Below are 21,099 nucleotides of genomic sequence, written 5' to 3'. Positions count from 1 at the left end.
CGGTTCCACCAGGGGGAGTCCACATGGCACAGGAGGCGTCACCCGGTTACGCCTACGGGCAGCTCGAACGAGCGTTGCGCACCGCTTCGTCCACAACGGACGGGCCGGTCCGCCGCCGCGCCCTCGCCAAGGCCGGCCGGTGGCAGGCGGTGCTGGCCGGCATGGCCGACGGGTCGCTGACGGTCGGCTCGCGGACCCCGGTCGCGGACACCCCGGCGTGGGTCACCCTCGAGGTCGCGCACGGCGGGTTCGCCACCGGCCGGTACCTCGCCGAGCTCCCGGTGCGCCCGGAGGAGCTCGCCGCCGTCCCGGCCGGCGCGCCGGGCCGCACGGACCGCGAGCGCGTCAACCTCGGCCACCTCACCGACGCCGGGCTCGCGGCTCTCCGCGCGGCGCTGGCCACCGAGGCCTACCGCGTCGAACTCCCGGAGGACGCCGCGCTGCCGGTGCTCGCCTGGCTGCTCGACCACGGGCACGCCGAGGCCGCCCTCGACCTGGTCGCCGAGGTGCGGCCGCTGCTGCCCCGGCTGCGCCTGGCCCCGCTGCCCGGCGCGGCCCCGCGGCCGTCCGGTGCGCTGGTGCGGCTGGCCACGGTCGGCGAGGTCCGCGCCACGCTGCGCTCGGCGAAGACCAAGCCCGCGATCGCGGCGATGCTGGAGACGCTGCGGGTGTGGCACCCGCTGTACGACCGGCTGGTCGCCCTCTGGGCGGAGACGGTCGAGGGCGAGCTGCCGCGGCTGGGCGAGGACGGCGTCACCGGTGGCTGGCCGTGCCGGACGTGGCCCGAAGGGTGGGGCTCCCGGCGGGCGCAGTGGCTCGTGGACTACGCGACGGCGTGCGCGCGGCACCCGGCCTCGACGTCCCACACGCACCCGAAGAGCAACTTCGCGCGGCTGGCCCGGGCGCTTCGGCTCTGCCGGTTCGCAAGCGCGGAGCTCACCGGCCGCGACGTCGGCTGGATCCGGCGGGCGCTGGCCAACACGATCACCAAGCACGGCGAGCCGGGCTCGGAGCGGCGGGCCGCGCTCCGGTCGGTGCAGGCGGCGGTGGCCGCGCGGCCGACGCACGCCGAGCTCGCGGCCGTCCTGGCCGGCCGGCTCGACGCCTACCCCGGCGACGGCGGTCTCCCCGCGCTCGACCCGGTCGTCGCGGACGCCGTCCCGCCGCACCTGGTCGCGAAGGTGGCCCGCGCGCTGGAGGCACCGGTCGAGGAGCTGGTCGCGCGCGGGGTGATCACCTCGGGCGACGTCCTGGCGGTGGTGCTGCCGCAGATCACGGCGCAGCTGATGGCGGCGAACGTCGAAGACGAGCGGCTGGCGGCGCTGTACGCGCAGACGTACGCGGCCTTCCGCCGTCGCCGGGGGCTGTTGCTGCTCGACCTCGAGCAGCAGGTCCGGTTCGAGGAGCTGCCGTGGATCCGGGCGCTGGAGCCGTTCCGGGCCCGGCGTCCCGACGTCGCCCGGGCGGCGCGGCAGACGCTGACGCAGACGGTGCTGCTGGCGCTCGGCTCGTTCCCGCACGCGATCCTGCCGAACACGCTGCTGCGTGAGCTCGGCGCGCTGGCCAAGCAGGCGGGCCTGCCGATGCCGCTGCTCGAGGAGCTGGCGGCGGACATCTTCGTGGGCACGTTCACGGACAAGTGGCGCACCGCGGCGGCGGCGACCAGCCGGATCATGGCGGGCACGCTGTATGCGCGGTACTACGACCTGCCGGACGAGTGGCCGGCGCCACCGCGCAAGCTGCTGCGCCGCACGGCGGACGACTTCGCGGCGGTCTGCGAGGCCCGGGCGGGCCGGCGACGGCGGTCGGTGGCGGGCAACGGGATGGTGATCGAGCAGAGCCAGATCCTCACCACGCACAACCTGGCGGTGCTCGTGGAGACCCTGGGGCTGCGCTCGCGCCTGGGTCCCGACCTGGCCGGCCAGGTGTTCACGTGGGTGGTGCGCCGCCTGGCCGGAGAGCGGTACTGGAGCCGGCAGCTGATCAAGAACGTCGCCTACGCGTGGCGGCAGGCGGTCTTCTTCTTGAGCTTCTGCCCGGAGGAAGACCAGCGGGCGGCGGTGGCTCGGCTGCGTGAACTGGTGACGCAGGCGGGGGTGGCCGAACGGTTCGGCCCGGCGGTGACGGGGCTGGCCGCGGTGGTCGAGGGCGCGAGGTTCTTGCCGGACGGCACGCTCCCGGACGGCCCGGGACGCCGGCTGCTCGGCTGGACGACCGGCCCGCACTGGTGCCGCGCCCGCACGGCCTGAAGCGGCCGGAAACCGGTTCCCACCACGGTTTCCGGCCGCCGCTCAGGCGCGGCCGAACAACCGCGCTCCCCTGCGCCGCACCGGCAGCCGCCCGGCCACCGCGTCCTCCAGCAGCGACCCCACCGTCTCCCGCGCACACGCCTTGTTCGCGCCGATCCCGCCCGACGGCCCGCGCTTGATCCAGCCCGCGACGTACACTCCCGGCCGCCCGGACACCCGGCCCGCCGAGTTCGGCACGATCCCCGCCTCGTCGTCGAACGGCAGCCCCGGCACCGGCGCCCCGCGGAACCCCGCCGCCCGGATCACGCGGCCCGCCGGGATCTCGGCGCCGTCCGCCGTCACCACCGCGCGAACCTCGGTGTCGCCGTCGAAGGCCAGCGGCGCCGAGTGGAACCGCAGCACGATCCGGCGGCCCTCCGGCGGTGGCGAAGACCAGTCCACCCGCTCCCGTGGCACCCCCTGCAGCCACGCCGCCTTGTCCCCCGGCTGCGCGCCGTCGATCGCGGCCGCCACCCGCGGGTCGTCGTCCACCACCAGGCCACCGCGGGCCGCCAGGGCCAGCAGTTCCGGCCGGGTGTACGCCGCCGTTTCCGGGCCGCGGCGGGCCAGCAGGACCACCTCGCGGACCTTGGCCGACCGCAGCCGGGCCAGCGCTTCCGACGCGATCGGCGTCTCCGCCAGCGCCTCCGGGTCCGCCGTCAGGATGCGAGCGATGTCCAGGGCGACGTTGCCCGTGCCCACCACGACCACGCGTTCGGCCGACAGGTCGACGGCGTCCGGCTCGACGTCCGGGTGGCCGTTGTACCAGCCGACCACCGTCGCGGCCGGCAGGCTGCCGGGCAGGTCCTCCCCCGGGACGCCGAGCCGCCGCGCCTCGGCCGCCCCGACCGCGTAGATCACCGCGTCGTGGCGCTCCGCCAGCTCGGCGCCGGCCGAGACGCCGAGCCGCAGGCGCAGCCTCGGGTGGTCGTGGAACCGCGCGAACGTCTCGCCGATCTTCTTCGTCGACGGGTGGTCGGGCGCGACGCCGTAGCGGATCAGGCCGCCGGCCGTCGCGAGGCGGTCGATCAGCGTCACGCGGGCGTTCGTGTGCAGCAGCAGGTCCTCCACCGCGTACATCCCCGCCGGTCCGGTGCCGACGACGGCGACGTCCAAGGGCGCGAAGTCGCTCGGCAGCACCCGCGTGAACGACGGCGGGGCCCAGCGGTGGAAGTTCGGCGCCACCGAGACGTCGGCCAGCACGTCCCGGCCCGCGTAGTAGTCCGCGTTGATCTGCTCGTACGCCCGCAGCGGCCCGGTCAGGTCGCCGGCCGGGAAGATCGCGTCCACCGGGCAGGCATCGGCGCAGGCACCGCAGTCGATGCAGGTGGCCGGGTCGATGTACAGCAGGTCCGTCGTCCCGAAGTCCGGCTCGTCCGGCGTCGGGTGAATGCAGTTGACCGGGCAGACCGACACGCAGGTGGCGTCGGCGCAGCAGGTCTGGGTGATCGCGAAGGCCATGTCAGATCAGGTTCGCTCGTTTGTAGAACCACAGCGACGGCTTGGTCAGCAGCCCGGCCGAGTGCAGGAACTCCATCAGCCCGGAACAGCTGGAGCGCAGCATCGACTTGTGGTGCTCGTTGGCCTTCGCCTCGCGCCGCGCCCGCTTGCCGTCGAGCCCGGCGTTCTCGTAGACCTTGCCGTTCACCATGCTCGTCACGATGAAGTACGACGCGATCGCGACGACCAGGCCGTTGATCTGCCGGCGCAGCCACCCCGCGCCGCGCAGGCGCTCGCGGGTCTCCTCGCGGGCGAACTTCATGTGCCGGGACTCCTCGACGACGTGGATGTTGTTGATGGTGCGCACGAACGGCACCACCCGCTCGTCGCGCATCCAGTCGCGCTGCATCACGTCGAGGACCTCTTCGGCCACGAGGATGGCCGCGTAGGCGGCTTCGCCGGTCGCCGTGGCCTTGAAGACGCGGCCCAGCTCGACGACGAACCGGCGCGGCCGGTACGCGGGCGCCCGCAGTTTCGCCGCGCCGCGGGCGAACATGATCGAGTGCCGGCACTCGTCGGCGATCTCGGTCAGCGCCCACTGGAACGCCGGATCGGTGGGGTCCTTGGCGTAGAAGTCGCGCAGCACCATCTGCTGCAGGATCATTTCGAACCAGATCCCGGTGCTCGCCACCGACGCCGCCTCCTGGCGGGTCAGCTCGCGCTGCTGCTCCGGAGTCAGGTCCGCCCAGTAGGAGGTGCCGTAGAGCGTGCTCCACTCCGGACTCGCGCCGTGGTAGCCCGTGTCCAGCGGCGTCTCCCAGTCGACCTCCTTGACCGGGTCGTACGACAGCTGCTCCGACGAGTCGAGCAGCCGCCGCGCCACGGTCTCCCGGTCCGACACGCCCGATTCGCTGATGCTCGTCACGACCGACCTCCTCGTCAGGTGTTACCGAAGTTCACTGTTACCAACCGTAACACATACTTGCGGCACCCGTCTCCGGGCAAGTCAGTGAACGACCGTACACTCAGATGGTGATCCCAGGACGCTCCCCCGCGGAGCCGTTCGGCTCCGGCCTGCTCGGGCCGCTGGACCAGCACGCCACCGCGTTGCGCCGGCGCGTCCAAGGCCTGCTCACGGCCGCGTTGATCGCCACCAACGTGATCGGTGCGCTGGTCGTGGTCGGGCTCGCGGTGCTGCTGATGCCGGCGCCCGGGATGTCCGGTGAGCTCGTGCGCGTCACCGCGGTCGCAGTACCCGTGTACGTCGTTTCGGCGGTCGTCATCGGCACGCTGTGGGGCACCCGCGGCGCCCTCCGGACCCTGCGCTGGGCGGCCGACGGACGCCGGCCGACCGACGCCGAACGCGCCGCGAGCCTGCGCGTCCCGCTGCGGCTGACGGCCGTGCAGGCGGTGCTCTGGGGCCTCGCGACGCTGGTCTTCGCCGGGCTGGCGGCGCTAGTGCAGCCGGAGGTCGTGCTCACCGAGTTCCTGGTGGTCGCGTTCGCCGCGGTCGTCGTCTGCGCGATCGCCTACCTCTTCGGCGAGTTCGCCCTCCGGCCGTACGCGGCGCTGGCGCTGGCGGGCACCACGCCGCCGCGCCCGGTGAACGGCGGCGTCAACCGGCGGATGCTGCTGTTCTGGTGCCTCGGGACCGGGGTGCCGGTGGCCGGGCTGGTGGTCACCGCGGTGCTGGCGTGGGTGCGCGGCGACGTCTCCACCACGAAGCTCGCCGTGTCGGTGATCGCGCTCGGGCTGGTGGTGCTGTGCTTCGGGTTGCTGGTCACGGTGTTCACCGCCCGCTCGGTGGTCAACCCGATCTCCTCGGTGCGCGACGCGCTCGGGCGGGTGCGGGCCGGCGACTTCAGCGTCGAAATCCCGGTCTACGACGGCACGGAACTGGGCCTGCTGCAGGCCGGGTTCAACGACATGACGGCCGGGCTGGCCGAGCGCGAACGGCTGCGCGACCTGTTCGGCCGGCACGTCGGCCACGAGGTCGCGGTCGAGGCGATGCGCACCTCGACCGAGCTGGGCGGCACGGTCCGGACGGTGTCGGTGCTGTTCGTCGACCTCGTCGGGTCGACGGCGCTGGCCGCGAGCCGCCCGCCGGAGGAGGTCGTCGGCCTGCTCAACCGGTTCTTCGCGGTGGTGGTCGACGAGGTGGATCGCCACCACGGGCTGGTGAACAAGTTCGTCGGCGACGCCGCGCTGGCGGTGTTCGGGGCGCCGGCGCCGCTCGGCGACCACGCCACCTGCGCGCTGGCCGCCGCCCGCGCGATCGCCCGCCGGCTGGCCGCGGAGGTCCCGGACGGCCCGGCCGGAATCGGCGTGGCGACGGGGGACGCGGTCGCCGGCAACGTCGGCGACCCCCGCCGGTTCGAGTACACGGTGATCGGCGACCCGGTCAACGAAGCCGCGCGGCTGACGGAGCTGGCCAAGAACGCACCCGGCCGCTTGCTCGCCTCCTGGACGGCGGTCGAGGCCGCGGCCGAGGAGGAAGCGGCCCGCTGGACGGCGACCGAAGACGTCACCCTGCGCGGCCGCACCCGCCCGACGACGCTCGCCTCACCACGCCCCGGCTGACCGGTCAGCGCCGCGGGTCGATGTGCACCTTCGGTCCCGCGCCGCCGACCCGCTCCCCCGCGAGCACCGCGCCGGCCTGCTCGAGGCCGACCGTCGCCGCCACCAGAGGGCGCGGGTCGACCGCCCCGCTCGCGTATGCGGCGATCGTGTCGGCCAGGCCGGGTGACGCGGACAGCACCCCGACCGCCGTGACGTCCTTCAGCACCAGCACGCGGGTGTCGAGCTCGCTCGGCCGGCCGGACAGTCCGATGTAGACGATCCGGCCCGCGGGCTCCACCAGGTCCGCGGCGAGCGCGGGCGAGCCGGGGGCCCCGGTCGCGTCGACCACCGCGTCGAACGGCAGGTCCGGCAACGTCTCCCGGGTCCAGACGTGCGCGAAACCGAGACCGCGGGCGAACTCGAGGGAGCCGACTCCGAGCAGGTGCACCTCGGTGCCCGCCGCCCGCAGGAACAGGGCCGTGAGCAGCCCGATCGTCCCCGGCCCGAGGACCAGCGCCCGGTCGCCGGCGCCGGTGCCGGCCGCGCGGGCCGCGCGCAGGGCGTTGCCGCCGGGTTCGACCAGGGCCCCGAGCACGGCGTCCACCGCATCGGGCAGCGCGTGCAGCGACCACGCGGGAACGGCGAGCCGCTCCGCCAGCGCACCGGCCCGGCCGCCGCGGATGCCGACCTCCTGCCGGTTTTCGCAGGTGTGCTGGTGGCCCTTCCGGCAGCGGCGGCAGGTCCGGTCGCCGAGCATGGTGTCGCCGGTGACCCGGCGCCCCAGCCAGGCGGGGTCGACGCCGTCGCCGATCGCCGAGACCGTGCCGGACCACTCGTGTCCCAGCCGCATCGGGTACGCCGCGTGCACCTGGTGCAGGTAGGTCATGTCGCCGGTGAAGAACTCGACGTCGGTACCGCACACTCCGGCCCGCTCGACGTCGATCACGACCTCCCCCGCGGCGGCCTCCGGGACGGGCACCTCCTGCACCGAGCACTCCCGCGGACCGGTGAGCACGAAGGCCCGCATCGTCGAAGACATGGCCGCATCCTCGCACGGGGCCGAATCCAGAACACTTGCTATTTTCTTGACACCTGTCCATTATCGACGCCGTGACCGGCGACTGGACGACCGAAGCACCCGCCAAGGACCGGCGGGTCCGCCGGTCGCGCACGGCCCTGCTGCGGGCCGCGGTCGAGCTCGTGTCCGAACGCGACTCCACCGCCGTCCCGGTGTCCGAGATCGCCGAGGCGGCGGACGTCAGCCGTCAGGTGCTGTACCAGCAGTTCGGCGACCGCGACTCGCTGCTGCTGGAGGCCGCGCTCGACCTCGTCCGCCGCGAACTGCTCGGCGAGCTCGGCGGCCTCGCCTCGGCCACCGGCGAGCACGCGTCACTGCTGGCACTGGGCCGGCACTTCGCCCGGTACCGGCGCTTCTACCGGGCGCTGCTGACCGGGGCGTCCGCGTTCGCCCTCAACAAGGCGCTGACCGGCCTGTTCCTCCCGGTCAACCGGGAGAACCTCGGCCGCGCCCTCGGCGGCCGGCTCGACGCCGACGGCCTCGAGGACCTGGCCACCTTCCTGACCGGCGGGGCGGGGGCGGTCGTCAACGCGTGGGTCGTCGACGGGCCGGACCCGCTCGACCCGGAGGAGTTCGCCGGCCGGCTGCTGCGGATGCACTCGGTCGTCACCGCGATGATCACGAAGGAGGCCGGCCGATGATCAGCCGTCTCGTCGAACGCCTGCTGAAGCTGCCCGCGCCGGCCACCCGGCGCCTCGCCGTCCGGCGGGACCTGCGCGTCCCGATGCCCGACGGCGTCGAGCTGCTCGCCGACCGGTGGGCGCCCCGCACCGGCGGGGACGGGCTGCCGCTCGCGCTGGTGCGCACGCCCTACGGCCGCCGGGGCGTGTTCGGCGCGATCCTGGCGCGGCCGCTGGCCGAGCGCGGGTTCCAGGTGCTGGTCCAGAGCACGCGCGGCGGCTTCGGCTCCGGCGGTGTCTTCGACCCGCTGCGGCAGGAACGCGAAGACGGCCTCGCGACGCTGGACTGGGCGGTGCGGCAGGCGTGGTCCGGCGACGCGATCGTGCTCGTCGGCGCCAGCTACCTGGGTTACGTCCAGTGGGCGGCCGCCGACCGCCTGCCGCCGCAGGTGAAGGCGATGGTCCCGCAGGTCACCGAATCCGGGCTGACGCTCGAATTCCTGCGCGAGGACGGCCTTTCGCTGGAGACGCCGTTCGGGTGGGGCGTCCAGGTCGCGGTCCAGGAACGCCGGTTCTCGCTGCTCCGGCAACGCACCCAGGCGAAGAAGCTCGTGCAGGCGCTGAACACGCTGCCGCTCGCCCAGGCCGACGTCGTCGCCATCGGCCACCGCTCCGACTACATCCAGGACGTCCTCACCCGCACCGAACACCACCCGCGCTGGGCGGAGGTCGACCACCGGCACCGCGTCGCGGACGTCACCGTGCCGGTCAGCTCGATCGCCGGCTGGTACGACATCTTCCTGCCCGGCCAGCTGCGCGACTTCCGCACGCTGCAGGACGCGGGACGGCGGCCGCGCCTGACGGTCGGGCCGTGGACCCACGCCGGCCGCTCCGACCTGCTCGGCAGCACCGGCGAGACGCTCCGGGAGACCCTCGCGTTCGCGCTCGCGCACGCCCGCGGCGAAGAACCGCCGGAGCGGGCGCCGGTCCGGCTGTTCGTCATGGGCGAGGAAGCCTGGCGCGACTTCGCTTCGTGGCCGCCGGAAGGCTATGCGCCGCAACGGTTCCACCTGCACGCCGACGGCCTGCTGGCCACGGCCGTGCCCGGGGAGTCCGAACCGGACCGCTACCGCTACGACCCGGCCGACCCGACCCCCGCGGCCGGCGGCGTGCGGATGGCCCCGGACGCCGGCCGGGTGGACAACGCGGCCCTCGAAGCCCGCGCCGACGTCCTCACCTACACCACGCCGGTGCTCGGCGAAGACGTCGAGGTGATCGGGGACGTGCAGGCGGAAATCTGGTTCCGGTCGAGCCTGCCGTTCGCCGACGTCTTCGTCCGGCTCTGCGACGTCGGCCCGGACGGCCGGTCGGTCAACGTCTGCGACGGCCTCACCAGCCTGCGCGAGGCCGGCGAGCCGGCCGCCGCCACCGTCCGGATGTGGCCGACGGCGCACCGGTTCCGGCGCGGGCACCGGATCCGGGTCCAGGTCTCCAGCGGCGCTTTCCCGCGCTACGCCCGGAATCCCGGCACCGGCGAGCCGCACGCCACCGCCGTCACCCTGCGCGCCGCGGACCAGGAGGTCCACCACGACCCGGCCCACCCGTCGGCGATCGTGCTGCCCGTGCTGAACTGAAAAAGAACTCCTGGCGACACGCCGGAATTCGGGTAACGCGCCTTTCGGCCGGGCGACTAACGCGGTGTTTCCGGCTCGCTTTCGGGAGGCATCGTGGACGTCAGGACGGACCGGCAGGCCGAGCAGGAGCGGGCCGCGGCCGCGCGCGCCGCCGAGCGCACCGGGCCGCGGCAGGCCAAGATCGCGTTGCTGCGCAAGCCCGGCGGGATCGCCGAGGCCGACGAGCCGAGCCGGGTGGCGACCCGGATCGACCGGCTCGGCCGCTACTACCCCGACGTCCGGCCGGTGAGCCCGGCGGCGATCGCGGCGGGCGACCCGGCGGCGATGACGGCCGCGGGCGCCATCCTCGAACGCATCGTGCTCACGAACGACCTGCTCGGCGTCGGCTACCTCGAAGGCGGTGTCACGGCTGCGGCCGCCGTCGGCCGGGTGAACATCCGGAACGCCCAGGGCCGGCTGATCGGCTACGGCACGGGCTCGCTCGTGTCGCCGGAACTGCTGCTCACCAACCACCACGTGCTGCCGGACGCCGAGGCCGCCGGGTTCAGCGTCATCGAGTTCGACTACCAGGACGGTGTCGACGGCCTGCCCAAGCCTGTGCGGGCCTTTCCCTTCGACCCCGGGCGGTTCTTCGCCGCCGACCGGTCCCTCGACTTCGCGCTCGTCGCGGTGAAGGCGACCGCGGAAGAACTGCGCCCGTTCGGCTTCAACCGGCTGATCGCGAGCGAGGGCAAGGCGATCGTCGGCGACTTCGTCACCATCGTCCAGCACCCCGGCGGCGGCAAGAAACAGGTCGCGCTGCGGGAAAACCGGGTCGTCGACGTGCTCGACGAGTTCCTGCACTACGAAACCGACACCGAACCGGGCTCGTCCGGCTCGCCGGTGTTCAACGACCAGTGGGAGGTCGTGGCGCTGCACCACGCGAGCGTCCCGGCGGCGGGCCACGCGGAGTACGGCGGGTACCTCAACGAAGGCATCCGGGTCAGCAAGCTGGTGAAGTTCCTGCGGGAGCAGCCGGTCACCCCGGCGCAACGGGTGCTGCTCGACGGGCTGGCCACCCGCCCCGAGCGGGCCCTGCCGCCCGACGGCACTTCGGGCGGCACCTCGCCGGTGCTGACGCTCGCGATGCCGTTCGACATCCGGCTGCGCGCCGAACCGCTGACCGGGCGGATCGACCCCGACTACACGAACCGCGAGGGGTACGACCCGGCCTTCCTGCCCGGGCACACCGTGCCGCTGCCCGGCCTGTCCGACGCGCTCGTCCCGCTGGCGGCGATCAACCGGCAGGCCACCGGCGAGCCGCGGTACGTGCTGCCGTACCACCACTTCAGCGTCGTCGTGCACCGGGAGCGGCGCCTGGCGATGTTCACCGCGGTCAACATCGACGGGCGGCTGAGCCGAGCCCTGCGGCGCGAAGCCGACCACTGGTCGCTCGACCCGCGGGTGGCGGTGACCGAGCAGATCGGCGAGGAGCTCTACCGGGCCAACCCCCTCGATCGCGGGCACCTGGTCCGCCGGCTCGACCCGGCGTGGGGCGCGACCGAGCCGATCGCGCAGCTCGGCAACGACGACACGTTCCACTTCACGAACTGCTCGCCGCAGCACCAGGACTTCAACCAGAACAAGACGACGTGGGCCGGGCTCGAGGACTACGTGCTGAACAACGCGGACAACTTCGACCTGAAGGTCAGCGTGGTGACCGGCCCGGTGCTGGCCGCCGACGACGACCGGTACCGGGACGTCCAGCTGCCACGCCAGTTCTGGAAGGTCGTCGCGATGGTGAAGAAGGACGGCACCCTGTCGGCGACGGCGTACCTGCTGAGCCAGGAGGAACTCATCCACGGCCTGGAGACGGCGACCGAGTTCGACTACGGCGCCTACCGCACGTACCAGGTGCCGGTCCGCCGGATCGCCGAGCTGACCGGCCTGTCGTTCGGCGACCTCGAAGCCGCCGACCCGCTCACCGGCCTGGAAGCCACGAGCCAGGCGCAGGAGGTCCGGAGTGCGGCGGACCTGGTGCTCTGACGACGTTTCGCGCTAGGGCGTCCGTCCACTGAGGACGTCGAAGGCGCGGCGGCGGTGCTCGGCGAACAGCGTGAGAGCCGCCTCGCGGTCGCCGGTGCGCAGGGCGGTCACGAGTTCGCGGTGTTCCGCGGGGATGCCGGTCAGGTAGCCGTCGGTGGCGACGCCGATCCGGGTGAGCAGGAACAGGTGCACCTGCGAGCGGATCGCCTGCCAGGCCTCGCGCAGCCGGCGGTGCCCGGCGGCCGCGTAGACCGCGTCGTGGAATTCGAGGTCGCACCGGACCATTTCGTGCTCGTCGAGCGCGCGTTCCATGCGCCGCACCGCGGCTTCGATCGCGGCGAGGTTCTCCTCGCCGGCGCGCTCGAGGACCAGCTCGACGGCCAGCTGCTCGAGGGCGGCCCGCAGGCTGTCCAGCTCGGTGACGTCCTCGTCGGTCAAGGCGGTCACCGTGGCGCCGCGGTGCCATTCGCTGCGGACGAGCCCTTCGCGCTCCAGCTTGAGCAACGCCTCCCGCACCGGCCCGCGGCTGACGCCCAGCGCTTCCGCCAGCTCGACTTCGCGCAGCTGGCTGCCGGGCGCGTAGACACCGTCGAAAACGGCGTCGCGGATGCGGTCCGCGACCTCGTCGGCCAGTCCGCGGCGCCGGGCGGGAACCACCGAACCACTCATGTCGTAATGTTAACATCCAGACAAGATCCTCGGCGAAGGGAGTCCTCATGACCCTGTCCATCCCCCGCTTCCACCTGGCGATGCCGGTGGACGACCTGGCCGCCGCCCGGCGGTTCTACGGCGAGGTCCTCGGCCTCGAGCAGGGCCGCAGCGCGGACACGTGGATCGACTGGAACCTGCACGGCCACCAGTTCGTCACGCACCTGGCCCCGGCCGGCCCGCAACGCGTGCACAACCCGGTCGACGGCCACGACGTGCCGGTGCCGCACTTCGGCCTGGTCCTCACCGTCCCGCAGTTCCACGCGCTCGCCGACCGGCTGCGGGCGGCGGGCACGGAGTTCGTGATCGAGCCGTATGTCCGCTTCGAGGGCCAACCCGGCGAGCAGTGGACGATGTTCCTGCTCGACCCGGCCGGCAACGCCCTGGAATTCAAGGCCTTCGCCGACGACGCGCAGGTGTTCGCGGTCTGAACCGCCCGATGCCCGGATAATCGCCGGGAGGGGAGTTCCACCCGATCGGGCCGACCGGTGGTCACGGCCCGTTCCCTGGGTACCCGCGCGCCATGGAACCAGCCGACGACGTGCCGGACGCCGTGCTGCTCGCCGCGTTGAGGGCCGGGGATCTCGACGCCGCCGGACGGCTCTTCCGCCGGCACGCCGAGCCGCTGCGGCGGACCGCCGGGGCGTGGGCGCGGCAGCCCGCCGAGCGCGACGACCTCGTGGCCGAGACGTTCGCCCGGGTGCTGACGATCGTGCGCGCCGGCGGCGGACCGCGCGGCGACCTGCGGCCGTACCTCGTCGTGACCCTGCGCAACCTGGCGGCGCGGTGGAGCAAGCAGCGCACCCGGGTGGAGCTGCGGGCCACCGTTCCGGAACCGGCCGGCCGGGGTGCCGACGAGCTCGCCCTGCTCCGGTCGAACGCCCGGCTCGTGTGGTCGGCCTACTGCACGCTGCCCGGCCGATGGCGGACGGTGCTGTGGCGGACCGAGGCCGAGGGCGGCACCCCGACGGAGGTGGCGCCCTCGCTGGGGCTGTCGCCGAACAGCGTCGCGGCGCTGGCGATGCGGGCGCGGGAAGGTCTGCGGCAGGCGTACCTGCAGGTCCAGGTGCCCGAGCCGGACGAGCCGGCCTGCCGCGAACCCCGTCGCCGGATGGGCGCCTGGGTCCGCGGCGCCCTGCCGGCCCGCCGGGCGGACGCGATCGCCGGGCACGTCGCCGCCTGCCCGGCGTGCCGGCGGATCGCGGGTGGCCTGGACGAGGCGAACCGCGAGCTGCCCGGCTCGGCCGCCCGCCTCACCGGCTGAGCCGGGAACCGTCCGTGGGCGCGGCTGCCTGGGTCACCGGCGCAACCCCGAGCCGCCGAAGAGCAGCGCCGTCCCGTGGGCGCGCTTGAAGTACAGGTGGGCGTCGTGCTCCCAGGTGATCGCGATACCGCCGTGGAGCTGGATCATCTCCGCCGCCGCGTGGGCGAACGCCTCGCCGCACACGACCTTCGCGGTCTCGACCGCTTCGGCGTCGCCGTCCACCAGGGCCGCGTACAGCGCCGAGCGGGCCGCTTCGACGTGGACGTGGACGTCGGCCATCCGGTGCTTCAGCGCCTGGAACGACCCGATCGGGCGACCGAACTGACGGCGTTGCTTCGTGTACTCGACCGTCAGCTCCAACGCTTGCGCGGCCGCTCCGACCTGCTCCGCGGCGACGGCCACCGTCGCCGTGTCACGCAGCTGCGGCAGCTGGCCGGCGAACCCGCCGGCGTCGAGACGGCGAGCCGGTGTCGAAGCGCACTCGACCACCGCGAGCCGCCGGCCCGGGTCCAGGCTCGTCACGCGCGTGCGGCGGACTTCTGCGAGCGGCACTTCGAACAGGCCGGCGCCGTCGTCCGTGCGGGCCACGGCGAGCAGGACGTCGGCGAGATCGCCGTCCAGGACGTAGTGGGCGCGGCCGTCGAGCCCCGTGTCCGACGCGCGCAGGGCCGGCGTCCACCCTCCGTCCCCATCGGACCACGCCACCGCCGCCAGGGTGGTGCCCGCGGCGATGCCCGGCAGCAGCCGCTCGCAGGCCTCGTCGTTGCCGGTCCGCAGCAGCGCCTGCGCCGCCAGCACCGCCGAACCCAGCATCGGGGCGGGCGTCAGCGTCCGGCCGAGTTCCGCGAGCACGACGCACGCCTCGGCCAGGCCGGCACCCGCGCCGCCGTACTGCTCCGGGATCGTCAGGGCGGCGACACCGATTTGCTCGCAGAGCGTCGACCACAGCTTGTCGTCGTACCCCAGCGGCGACGCCATCGCGGCCCGCACCGCCTCCGGCCCCGACCGGCGCGTCAGCAGCGCCCGGACGGCGTCGCGCAGCGCGCGGGCTTCCTCGGTTTCCAGCGGATCGGTCATCGCAGGACCCGCGCGCGGTGGAACGCCCCGGTCCCCCACGCCCCCACCAGAGCCCGGACCTTGGTCAGCCGGAGGCCGAGGTCGTGCTCGGCCGTGTAGCCGATGGCGCCGTGCACCTGCAGGGCGGTCCGGGCGGCGAGGTGGGCGGCGTCGCCGGCCATGACCTTCGCCGCCGAGACGTCCCGGGCGGACGTCTCCTTCGCGACGGCGGCGCCGTGCAGCAGCGGCCGGGCCAGTTCGAGCCGGGTGGCGACGTCGGCGAGCAGGTGCTTGATCGCCTGGTACTCGCCGATCGCCCGGCCGTACTGCCTGCGCTGCTTCGCGTACGCCACCGACGTGTCGAGGAGCCACTGCCCCGCCCCCAGGAGCTGCGCGGCCACGGCCAGGACTCCGCGGTCGAACGCGGCACCCCCGGTCGCCGGCTCGGCCGGGACCCGGAACAGCCGCCGGGCCGGATCGATCGAGCGCACGAGGTCGCCGGCTCGGGTGAGCTCGGCACCGGTGAGGTCGAGGACGATGCCCGCGATGTCGGCGTCGAGGGCCAGGGGGATCTCCGGCGGCGCGACGACGGTGGCGACGAGGTCGCCTTCGGCGAGGGAGGTGAGCCGGTGCCCGGTCAGCAGCGCCGGGGCGACCGCGGCCGACTCGACGACCGGGCCCGGGACGGCGTGGTAGCCGAGCGCTTCGCAGGCGACCACCAGGTCGACCGGGCCGGCGCCGAGGCCGCCGTGGTCCTCGTCGACCAGCAGCGCGAAGACGCCGACGTCGGCGAGCGCGCGCCAGAGCTTGAAGCCGCGGTCGTGGTCCCCCGCGGCCCAGGCCCGGGCGGCGGCCGCGGTGTCCGCCCCGCCGAGCAGCTCGTGCAGCGTCGCGGCGAACTGGCGCTGCTCCGGCGAGAGCTGGAACCTCATCGGCGGGCCTCCCTCGGGAGTTTCAGCAGCCGTTCGGCGATGGTGTTGCGCTGGATCTGGTCGGTGCCGCCGTAGATCGGGCCGGCCAGGGAGAACAGGTAGCCGTTCACCCACGTCTCGGCGGTCTCGGCTTCCGGCCCCAAGACGTCGAGCGCGGTTTCGTGCAGTTCGACGTCCAAGTGGGACCAGAACAGCTTGTTCACACTCGACTCCGGCCCCAGCTCTCCCCCGTCGGCCAGCCTGCTCACCGTCCCGAACGTGTAGAGCTGATAAGCCCGGGCGCCGATCCAGGCGTCGGCCACCCTGTCCCGGGTGGACAGAGGCTCGCCGCTCGACCGCCAGAGGTCCACCAGCCGGTCGGCCGCGGCGAGGAACCGGCCCGGGCTGCGCAGCGACAACCCGCGTTCGTTGTTCGCGGTGGTCATCGCCACCCGCCAGCCCTGCCCCACCTCCCCGATCACGTCCGCGTCCGGCACGAACACGTCGTCGAGGAAGATCTCCGCGAAGCCCGGCTCACCGTCCAGCTGCGGAATCGGCCGCACGGTGACCCCCTCGGCCCGCAGATCGACCATGAAGTACGTCAACCCGTGATGCCGCTGCCCTTCCGGATCGGTGCGGAACAGCCCGAACGCCCGATCGGCGAAGCTCGCGCGGGAACTCCACGTCTTCTGCCCCGACAGCAACCAGCCGCCCTCGGTCCGCACCGCCGTGCTTCGCAACGCGGCGATGTCGCTGCCCGCCTCCGGCTCGGACCAGGCCTGGGCCCACACCTGCTCGCCGGTGGCCATCGCGGGCAGGATGCGGTCGCGCTGCTCCTGCGTGCCGTGGGCGAACAACGTCGGCCCGAGCATGAAGATGCCGTTCTGCGACACCCGACCCGGCGCGCCCGAGGCGTAGTACTCCTCCTCGAACAACAGCCACTGCAGCATCGAGGCGTCCCGGCCGTGGTACTCCCGCGGCCACGACACGACCGACCACCGCGCCTCGGCCAGCTCGGCCTCCCACTCCCGATGGGCCGCGAAACCGTCCGCGGTGTCCATCGACGGCAAGGAGCGAACGTGGGAAGCCAGCCACTCCCGGGCCTCGCTGCGGAAGGCTTCCGAGGCCTCGTCGATGTCGAGGTCCATCAGGTCCCCTTGTTCGCATCACGCATCGACCGCGCCGACTGCCCGCCGAGCGAATCCTCGGAAGTCTCCGCGTTGTGGGCGTGCGCGAAGTGGTGCAACCCGAACACCGAGTCCATTCCGGACCGCAACCCCATCAGGTCCTCGGCCTGGTTGACCGCCTTCTTCGCCAACGCCAGCCCGAACGACGGCATCCCCGCGATCTTCTCGGCGAGCTCCTGAGTGCGCTCTTCCAGTTCCGCACGCGGCACGATCCGGGTGACCATCCCCCATTCCTTCGCCTGCTGCACCGTGAACCGCTCGCCGGTGAACAGCACTTCCTTCGCCGCGCGGGGCCCGAGAACCCACGGGTGCGCGAAGTACTCCACGCCCGGAATCCCCATGCGCACCACGGGATCGGCGAAGAACGCGTCGTCCGAGGCCACAATCAGGTCGCACACCCACGCCAGCATCAGTCCACCGGCGATGCACGCGCCCTGCACACTGGCGATCATCGGCTTCGGGATTTCCCGCCACCGGCGGCACATCCCCAGATACACCTCGGACTCACGCGCGAACCGCTGATCACCGCCGGCACGGTCGGTGTGGTCCCACCACAGCACCGCCCGCCGGTCGAACGGCTGGTCCGCATCCCGGCCGGGACTGCCGATGTCGTGCCCCGCCGAAAAGTGCTTCCCTTCGCCCGCCAGGACGATCACCTTCACCTCGGGATCGTTCACCGCGTCCCGGAACGCGTCGTCGAGCGCGTACGTCATCGCCGAGTTCTGGGCGTTGCGGTACTCCGGCCGGTTCATCGTCACGACCGCGACCGGCCCCCGCCGCTCGGACCGGACCACCGTTTCACTCATGCCGTCTCCTCGGTCAGCAGCCGCTTCAGCACCTTGCCGGAAGCGTTGCGGGGCAGTTCGCCGAGAAACTCGACGAACTTCGGGTTCTTGTAGTTGGCGAGCCGTTCGCGGCAGAAGGCGAGGACCGCCTCCTCGGTCAGCCCGGATCCGACGACGAACGCCTTGCCGACCTCGCCCATCCGCTCGTCCGGGACGCCGACCACGGCGACGTCGCGGACGCCGGCCAGCTCGGTCAGCGCGCTCTCGACCTCGGCCGGGTAGACGTTGAAGCCGCCGCAGATGTACATGTCCTTGAGCCGGCCGGTGATGGTGAGGTTGCCGCCGGCGTCGAGTTCGCCGACGTCGCCGGTGTGCAGCCAGCCGTCCTCGTCGATCGCCCCGGCCGTCGCCTCGGGGTCGTCGAGGTAGCCGAGCATCACGTTCGGCCCGCGCAGGACGATCTCGCCCGGCGAACCGTGGATCGCCACTTCGAAGCCCGCGGTCGCCCGGCCCGACGTGCTCGCGATGACCTCCGCGGAGTCGCCCGGGCGGCACATCGTCACCATCACGGCTTCGGTGAGGCCGTAGGCGGTGAGCACGGTCTCGAACCCGAGCTCGGACCACATCCGGCGGACCAGCGACGCCGGCACGCTGGCCGCCCCGGTGACCGCGAGCCGCAGCGACGACAGGTCGCCCTTACGCGGCTCGTGCAGCAGGGACTGGAAGACCGTCGGCGCGCCCGGCAGCACGGAGATCCGCTCCCGTTCGATCACCTTGAGCGCCTCGCGGACGTCGAACACCGCCTGCGGGACGATCGTGGCACCGGTCAGCAGGCCCACCATGATCCCGGCCTTGTAACCGAAGCTGTGGAAGAACGGGTTGATCACCAGGTACCGGTCGTCCGCGGTGACCTGGCCGCAGTCCGCCCACGCCGCGGCGACCTCGACCGTCTGGCGGTGCGCCGAGAGCACGCCCTTGGCGCGGCCGCTGGTGCCGGAGGTGAAGAGGATGTCGCTGACGTCGTCCGGGCCGACGGCGTCCGCCCGCGCCTCGGCGTCGGCGGGCGGCACCTGCTCGGCCCGGGCCAGGAACTCGGCCCAGCCCAGCGTGCCTTCGACCGGCCGGTGCGGCTCCTGCAGCGGCACCCGGACGACCGTGGCGAGGTCCGGCAGTGCGGCGCCGGTGTCCCGGATCGCGGCGTGGCGGTCGGTGCCGAGGAAGTCGGCGGCGACGACGAGCGCCTTGGCCCGGCCGCGGACGAGCAGGTCCACGGTCTCGGTGGCGGTGAAGCGGGTGTTGACCGGGATCAGCACCGCGCCCGCGTAGAGGGCACCGAGGGCCGCGGTGACCCAGTGGTGGGTGTTGGGGAGGGCGATCGCGACCCGGTCGCCCGCCTGGACGCCGCAGGCGGCGAACGCCCGCGCGACGGTTCGAACACGTTCCAGAAGCTGGTCGTAGCCGAGCCGCACCGAGCCGTCGACCAACGCCTCCGCGGACCCGAACTTCGCGGCGGCATCGCGGACGACGGCCGGGATCGTGGTCTGTCCCACCACAGCCTCCTCTGGACCGACAAAGTAGAACGTGTTCTCATTACCCTAGGTGCCGGACCGGCCCGGCAGCAAGGAGGCGTGCGTGGAACCGTCGCGATTCCGCAGCGAGGTCGCGGACTGGCTCGCCGCCAACCTGACCGGCGAGTTCGCCCGGCTGCGCGGCCTCGGCGGGCCGGGGCGCGAGCACGAGGAGTTCGACCTGCGCCTGGCCTGGGAACGCCACCTCGCCGCCGCGGGCTGGACGTGCGTGGGCTGGCCGGTCGAACACGGCGGCCGCGGTCTGTCCCTGGCGGACCAGGTCGCGTTCCACGAGGAGTACGCCGCTTCCGGTGCGCCCGCGCGGGTCAACCACATCGGCGAGCAGCTCCTCGGCCCGACCCTGATCGCGTTCGGCACCCCGGAGCAGCAGCAACGGTTCCTGCCCGGGATAGTCGCCGTCGAAGAACTCTGGTGCCAGGGTTACTCCGAACCCGGTGCCGGCTCGGACCTCGCCGCCGTTTCGACATCCGCGGTGCTGCGGGACGGCGAGTGGGTGATCAACGGCCAGAAGATCTGGACGTCACTGGCGCACGTGGCCGGCTGGTGCTTCGTGGTCGCCCGCACCGAACCCGGCTCCCGGCGCCACCACGGCCTGTCCTACCTCCTGGTGCCGCTGCGCCAGGACGGCGTCACCATCCGGCCGATCCAGCAGCTCACCGGCACTTCGGAGTTCAACGAGGTCTTCTTCGACGACGCCCGCACCCCCGCCGACCACGTCGTCGGCGAGCCGGGTGAGGGCTGGAAGATCGCGATGGCGACCCTGGGCTTCGAACGCGGGGTCTCCACGCTGGGGCAGCAGATCGGGTTCCGCCGCGAACTCGACGACATCACCGCCGAAGCGAAACGCCTCGGCACCTACGACGACCCGCTGCTGCGCGCCGACCTCACCCGCGCCCGCATCGGCCTGCGCGTCCTGCGCGCCCATGCTCTGCGGACGCTCGGACAGGCGGCCGGACCGGAGGTCGCCGTCGGGAAGCTGCTCTGGGCCCAATGGCACCGCGGGCTGGGCGAACTCGCCATGCGGGCCCGCGGCGCCCGATCCCTCACCTCGGACGGCCCCGAACTCGACGAGTGGCAGCGGCTGTTCCTGTTCACCCGCGCCGACACCATCTACGGCGGGTCGGACGAGATCGAGCGCACCATCATCGCCGAGCGCGTGCTCGGCCTACCCCGAGAGGCCCGCCCGTGATCCCCCAGTACCCACCCGGCCACGACCTCCTCGCCGGAAAGGTCGTCGTGGTCACCGCCGCGGCAGGCACCGGGATCGGGTCGGCGGTCGCGAAGCGCTGCCTCGAAGAAGGCGCGAGCGTGGTCATCAGCGACTGGCACGAACGGCGGCTGAAGGAGAAAGCCGCCGAACTCGGCGACGTCCACGCCATCCCCTGCGACGTCACCCAGGAAGACCAGGTCCGGGCCCTGATCGACGGCGCCGTCGAGCACTTCGGCCGCCTCGACGTCATGGTCAACAACGCCGGGCTCGGCGGCACGAAGTCGGTGCTGGACATGACCGACGAGGAGTGGTCGAAGGTTCTCGACATCACCCTCACCGGCACGTTCCGCTGCACCCGAGCGGCTCTGAAGCAGTTCGTCGCGCAAGGCGGTGGCGGAGCGATCGTCAACAACGCCTCCGTGATCGGCTGGCGTGCCCAGGCCGGGCAGGCCCACTACGCCGCCGCCAAGGCCGGGGTCATGGCCCTGACCCGCTGCTCGGCCCTCGACGCCGCCGAGCACGGTGTCCGGATCAACGCCGTCGCCCCCAGCCTCGCCATGCACCCCTTCCTCGCCAAGGTCACCAGCGACGAGCTCCTCGATGACCTCACCAAGAAGGAGGCGTTCGGCCGCGCCGCCGAACCCTGGGAAGTCGCCAACGTCATGGTCTTCCTCGCCAGCGACTACGCGAGTTATCTCACCGGCGAAGTCGTCTCCGTCAGCAGCCAGCACCCCTAGGAGCTCCC

18 protein-coding genes are annotated in these 21,099 nt (G+C 73.2%); 9 read left to right on the top strand and 9 right to left on the bottom strand.

Annotated elements, in window-relative coordinates:
• The first annotated feature begins 23 nt into the window (after positions 1-23).
• Positions 24-2,249 carry a hypothetical protein gene (locus tag ACWEF6_RS25270; protein ID WP_449685214.1) on the top strand — a complete coding sequence of 742 codons (2,226 nt, stop codon included), beginning with the start codon at positions 24-26 and terminating at the stop codon, positions 2,247-2,249.
• 42 nt (positions 2,250-2,291) lie between these two features.
• On the opposite strand, the gene ACWEF6_RS25265 is transcribed toward ACWEF6_RS25270, so the two are convergent.
• Positions 2,292-3,749 carry an FAD-dependent oxidoreductase gene (locus ACWEF6_RS25265; RefSeq protein WP_449685213.1) on the bottom strand — a complete coding sequence of 486 codons (1,458 nt, stop codon included), beginning with the start codon at positions 3,747-3,749 and terminating at the stop codon, positions 2,292-2,294.
• Position 3,750: 1 nt separating this feature from the next.
• The gene (locus ACWEF6_RS25260) at positions 3,751-4,653 is read right to left on the bottom strand and encodes an AurF N-oxygenase family protein (RefSeq protein WP_449685212.1); all 903 of its coding nucleotides are present in this window, start codon (positions 4,651-4,653) and stop codon (positions 3,751-3,753) included.
• A 107-nt stretch (positions 4,654-4,760) separates the two neighbouring features.
• Here ACWEF6_RS25260 and ACWEF6_RS25255 point away from each other — a divergent pair, with 107 nt between their 5' ends.
• The gene (locus tag ACWEF6_RS25255; protein ID WP_449685211.1) at positions 4,761-6,308 is read left to right on the top strand and encodes an adenylate/guanylate cyclase domain-containing protein; all 1,548 of its coding nucleotides are present in this window, start codon (positions 4,761-4,763) and stop codon (positions 6,306-6,308) included.
• A gap of 4 nt (positions 6,309-6,312) precedes the next feature.
• On the opposite strand, the gene ACWEF6_RS25250 is transcribed toward ACWEF6_RS25255, so the two are convergent.
• On the bottom strand, positions 6,313-7,326 hold the full coding sequence (locus ACWEF6_RS25250; protein ID WP_449685210.1) for a zinc-dependent alcohol dehydrogenase: 1,014 nt from the start codon (positions 7,324-7,326) through the stop codon (positions 6,313-6,315).
• 71 nt (positions 7,327-7,397) lie between these two features.
• Between ACWEF6_RS25250 and ACWEF6_RS25245 the strand changes: the two genes are divergently transcribed.
• The 3 genes from ACWEF6_RS25245 (at position 7,398) to ACWEF6_RS25235 (ending at position 11,644) form a co-directional block, all read left to right on the top strand.
• Positions 7,398-8,006: a TetR/AcrR family transcriptional regulator gene (locus ACWEF6_RS25245; protein ID WP_449685209.1), complete on the top strand. Its 609-nt coding sequence runs from the start codon at positions 7,398-7,400 to the stop codon at positions 8,004-8,006.
• Positions 8,003-9,619 (top strand): CocE/NonD family hydrolase, encoded by a 1,617-nt coding sequence (locus ACWEF6_RS25240; RefSeq protein WP_449685208.1) that lies wholly within the window; start codon positions 8,003-8,005, stop codon positions 9,617-9,619. The genes ACWEF6_RS25245 and ACWEF6_RS25240 overlap by 4 nt, the downstream gene beginning before the upstream one ends.
• A 93-nt stretch (positions 9,620-9,712) precedes the next feature.
• The gene (locus ACWEF6_RS25235; RefSeq protein WP_449685207.1) at positions 9,713-11,644 is read left to right on the top strand and encodes a DNA/RNA non-specific endonuclease; all 1,932 of its coding nucleotides are present in this window, start codon (positions 9,713-9,715) and stop codon (positions 11,642-11,644) included.
• 12 nt (positions 11,645-11,656) lie between these two features.
• Here ACWEF6_RS25235 and ACWEF6_RS25230 read toward each other — a convergent pair whose 3' ends face one another.
• Positions 11,657-12,313: a GntR family transcriptional regulator gene (locus ACWEF6_RS25230; RefSeq protein WP_449685206.1), complete on the bottom strand. Its 657-nt coding sequence runs from the start codon at positions 12,311-12,313 to the stop codon at positions 11,657-11,659.
• Positions 12,314-12,360: 47 nt separating this feature from the next.
• On the opposite strand from ACWEF6_RS25230, the gene ACWEF6_RS25225 reads away from it, so the two are divergent.
• Both ACWEF6_RS25225 and ACWEF6_RS25220 read left to right on the top strand, forming a co-directional pair.
• Positions 12,361-12,783 carry a VOC family protein gene (locus ACWEF6_RS25225; protein WP_449685205.1) on the top strand — a complete coding sequence of 141 codons (423 nt, stop codon included), beginning with the start codon at positions 12,361-12,363 and terminating at the stop codon, positions 12,781-12,783.
• A 92-nt stretch (positions 12,784-12,875) separates the two neighbouring features.
• Positions 12,876-13,616, top strand: coding sequence for a sigma-70 family RNA polymerase sigma factor (locus ACWEF6_RS25220; protein ID WP_449685204.1), 741 nt, complete (start codon positions 12,876-12,878; stop codon positions 13,614-13,616).
• Positions 13,617-13,649: 33 nt separating this feature from the next.
• On the opposite strand, the gene ACWEF6_RS25215 is transcribed toward ACWEF6_RS25220, so the two are convergent.
• The 5 genes from ACWEF6_RS25215 to ACWEF6_RS25195 are packed head-to-tail and all read right to left on the bottom strand — an operon-like array spanning position 13,650 to position 19,105.
• Positions 13,650-14,693, bottom strand: a complete 1,044-nt coding sequence (locus ACWEF6_RS25215; RefSeq protein ID WP_449685203.1) for an acyl-CoA dehydrogenase family protein — start codon at positions 14,691-14,693, stop codon at positions 13,650-13,652.
• Positions 14,690-15,604, bottom strand: a complete 915-nt coding sequence (locus tag ACWEF6_RS25210; RefSeq protein ID WP_449685202.1) for an acyl-CoA dehydrogenase family protein — start codon at positions 15,602-15,604, stop codon at positions 14,690-14,692. Before ACWEF6_RS25210 ends, ACWEF6_RS25215 begins: the two co-directional genes overlap by 4 nt.
• Complete coding sequence (locus tag ACWEF6_RS25205; protein WP_449685201.1) at positions 15,601-16,731, bottom strand: acyl-CoA dehydrogenase family protein; 1,131 nt, start codon at positions 16,729-16,731, stop codon at positions 15,601-15,603. The genes ACWEF6_RS25210 and ACWEF6_RS25205 overlap by 4 nt, the downstream gene beginning before the upstream one ends.
• Entirely contained in the window at positions 16,731-17,576 is an 846-nt protein-coding gene (locus tag ACWEF6_RS25200; protein ID WP_449685200.1) for an enoyl-CoA hydratase, read from the bottom strand. Before ACWEF6_RS25200 ends, ACWEF6_RS25205 begins: the two co-directional genes overlap by 1 nt.
• Positions 17,573-19,105 (bottom strand): FadD3 family acyl-CoA ligase, encoded by a 1,533-nt coding sequence (locus ACWEF6_RS25195; protein ID WP_449685199.1) that lies wholly within the window; start codon positions 19,103-19,105, stop codon positions 17,573-17,575. The genes ACWEF6_RS25200 and ACWEF6_RS25195 overlap by 4 nt, the downstream gene beginning before the upstream one ends.
• An 82-nt stretch (positions 19,106-19,187) precedes the next feature.
• On the opposite strand from ACWEF6_RS25195, the gene ACWEF6_RS25190 reads away from it, so the two are divergent.
• Both ACWEF6_RS25190 and ACWEF6_RS25185 read left to right on the top strand, forming a co-directional pair.
• Complete coding sequence (locus tag ACWEF6_RS25190) at positions 19,188-20,333, top strand: acyl-CoA dehydrogenase family protein (RefSeq protein WP_449685198.1); 1,146 nt, start codon at positions 19,188-19,190, stop codon at positions 20,331-20,333.
• Positions 20,330-21,091, top strand: a complete 762-nt coding sequence (locus ACWEF6_RS25185; RefSeq protein WP_449685197.1) for an SDR family oxidoreductase — start codon at positions 20,330-20,332, stop codon at positions 21,089-21,091. Before ACWEF6_RS25190 ends, ACWEF6_RS25185 begins: the two co-directional genes overlap by 4 nt.
• Positions 21,092-21,099: the final 8 nt, after the last annotated feature.

This window comes from Amycolatopsis sp. NPDC004772 (genome assembly GCF_053601215.1).
Note: the sequence above shows the minus strand (reverse complement) of the source record. Positions and strands in the feature narration are given on the sequence as shown.

Bases quoted from the DNA above. Each gene is read 5' to 3' on its own strand.
- ACWEF6_RS25205 (WP_449685201.1), bottom strand. From the start codon at position 16,731: ATGGACCTCGACATCGACGAGGCCTCGGAAGCCTTCCGCAGCGAGGCC.
- ACWEF6_RS25230 (WP_449685206.1), bottom strand. From the start codon at position 12,313: ATGAGTGGTTCGGTGGTTCCCGCCCGGCGCCGCGGACTGGCCGACGAG.
- ACWEF6_RS25240 (WP_449685208.1), top strand. From the start codon at position 8,003: ATGATCAGCCGTCTCGTCGAACGCCTGCTGAAGCTGCCCGCGCCGGCC.
- ACWEF6_RS25210 (WP_449685202.1), bottom strand. From the start codon at position 15,604: ATGAGGTTCCAGCTCTCGCCGGAGCAGCGCCAGTTCGCCGCGACGCTG.
- ACWEF6_RS25215 (WP_449685203.1), bottom strand. From the start codon at position 14,693: ATGACCGATCCGCTGGAAACCGAGGAAGCCCGCGCGCTGCGCGACGCC.
- ACWEF6_RS25200 (WP_449685200.1), bottom strand. From the start codon at position 17,576: ATGAGTGAAACGGTGGTCCGGTCCGAGCGGCGGGGGCCGGTCGCGGTC.
- ACWEF6_RS25270 (WP_449685214.1), top strand. From the start codon at position 24: ATGGCACAGGAGGCGTCACCCGGTTACGCCTACGGGCAGCTCGAACGA.
- ACWEF6_RS25225 (WP_449685205.1), top strand. From the start codon at position 12,361: ATGACCCTGTCCATCCCCCGCTTCCACCTGGCGATGCCGGTGGACGAC.
- ACWEF6_RS25250 (WP_449685210.1), bottom strand. From the start codon at position 7,326: ATGTCTTCGACGATGCGGGCCTTCGTGCTCACCGGTCCGCGGGAGTGC.
- ACWEF6_RS25220 (WP_449685204.1), top strand. From the start codon at position 12,876: ATGGAACCAGCCGACGACGTGCCGGACGCCGTGCTGCTCGCCGCGTTG.
- ACWEF6_RS25265 (WP_449685213.1), bottom strand. From the start codon at position 3,749: ATGGCCTTCGCGATCACCCAGACCTGCTGCGCCGACGCCACCTGCGTG.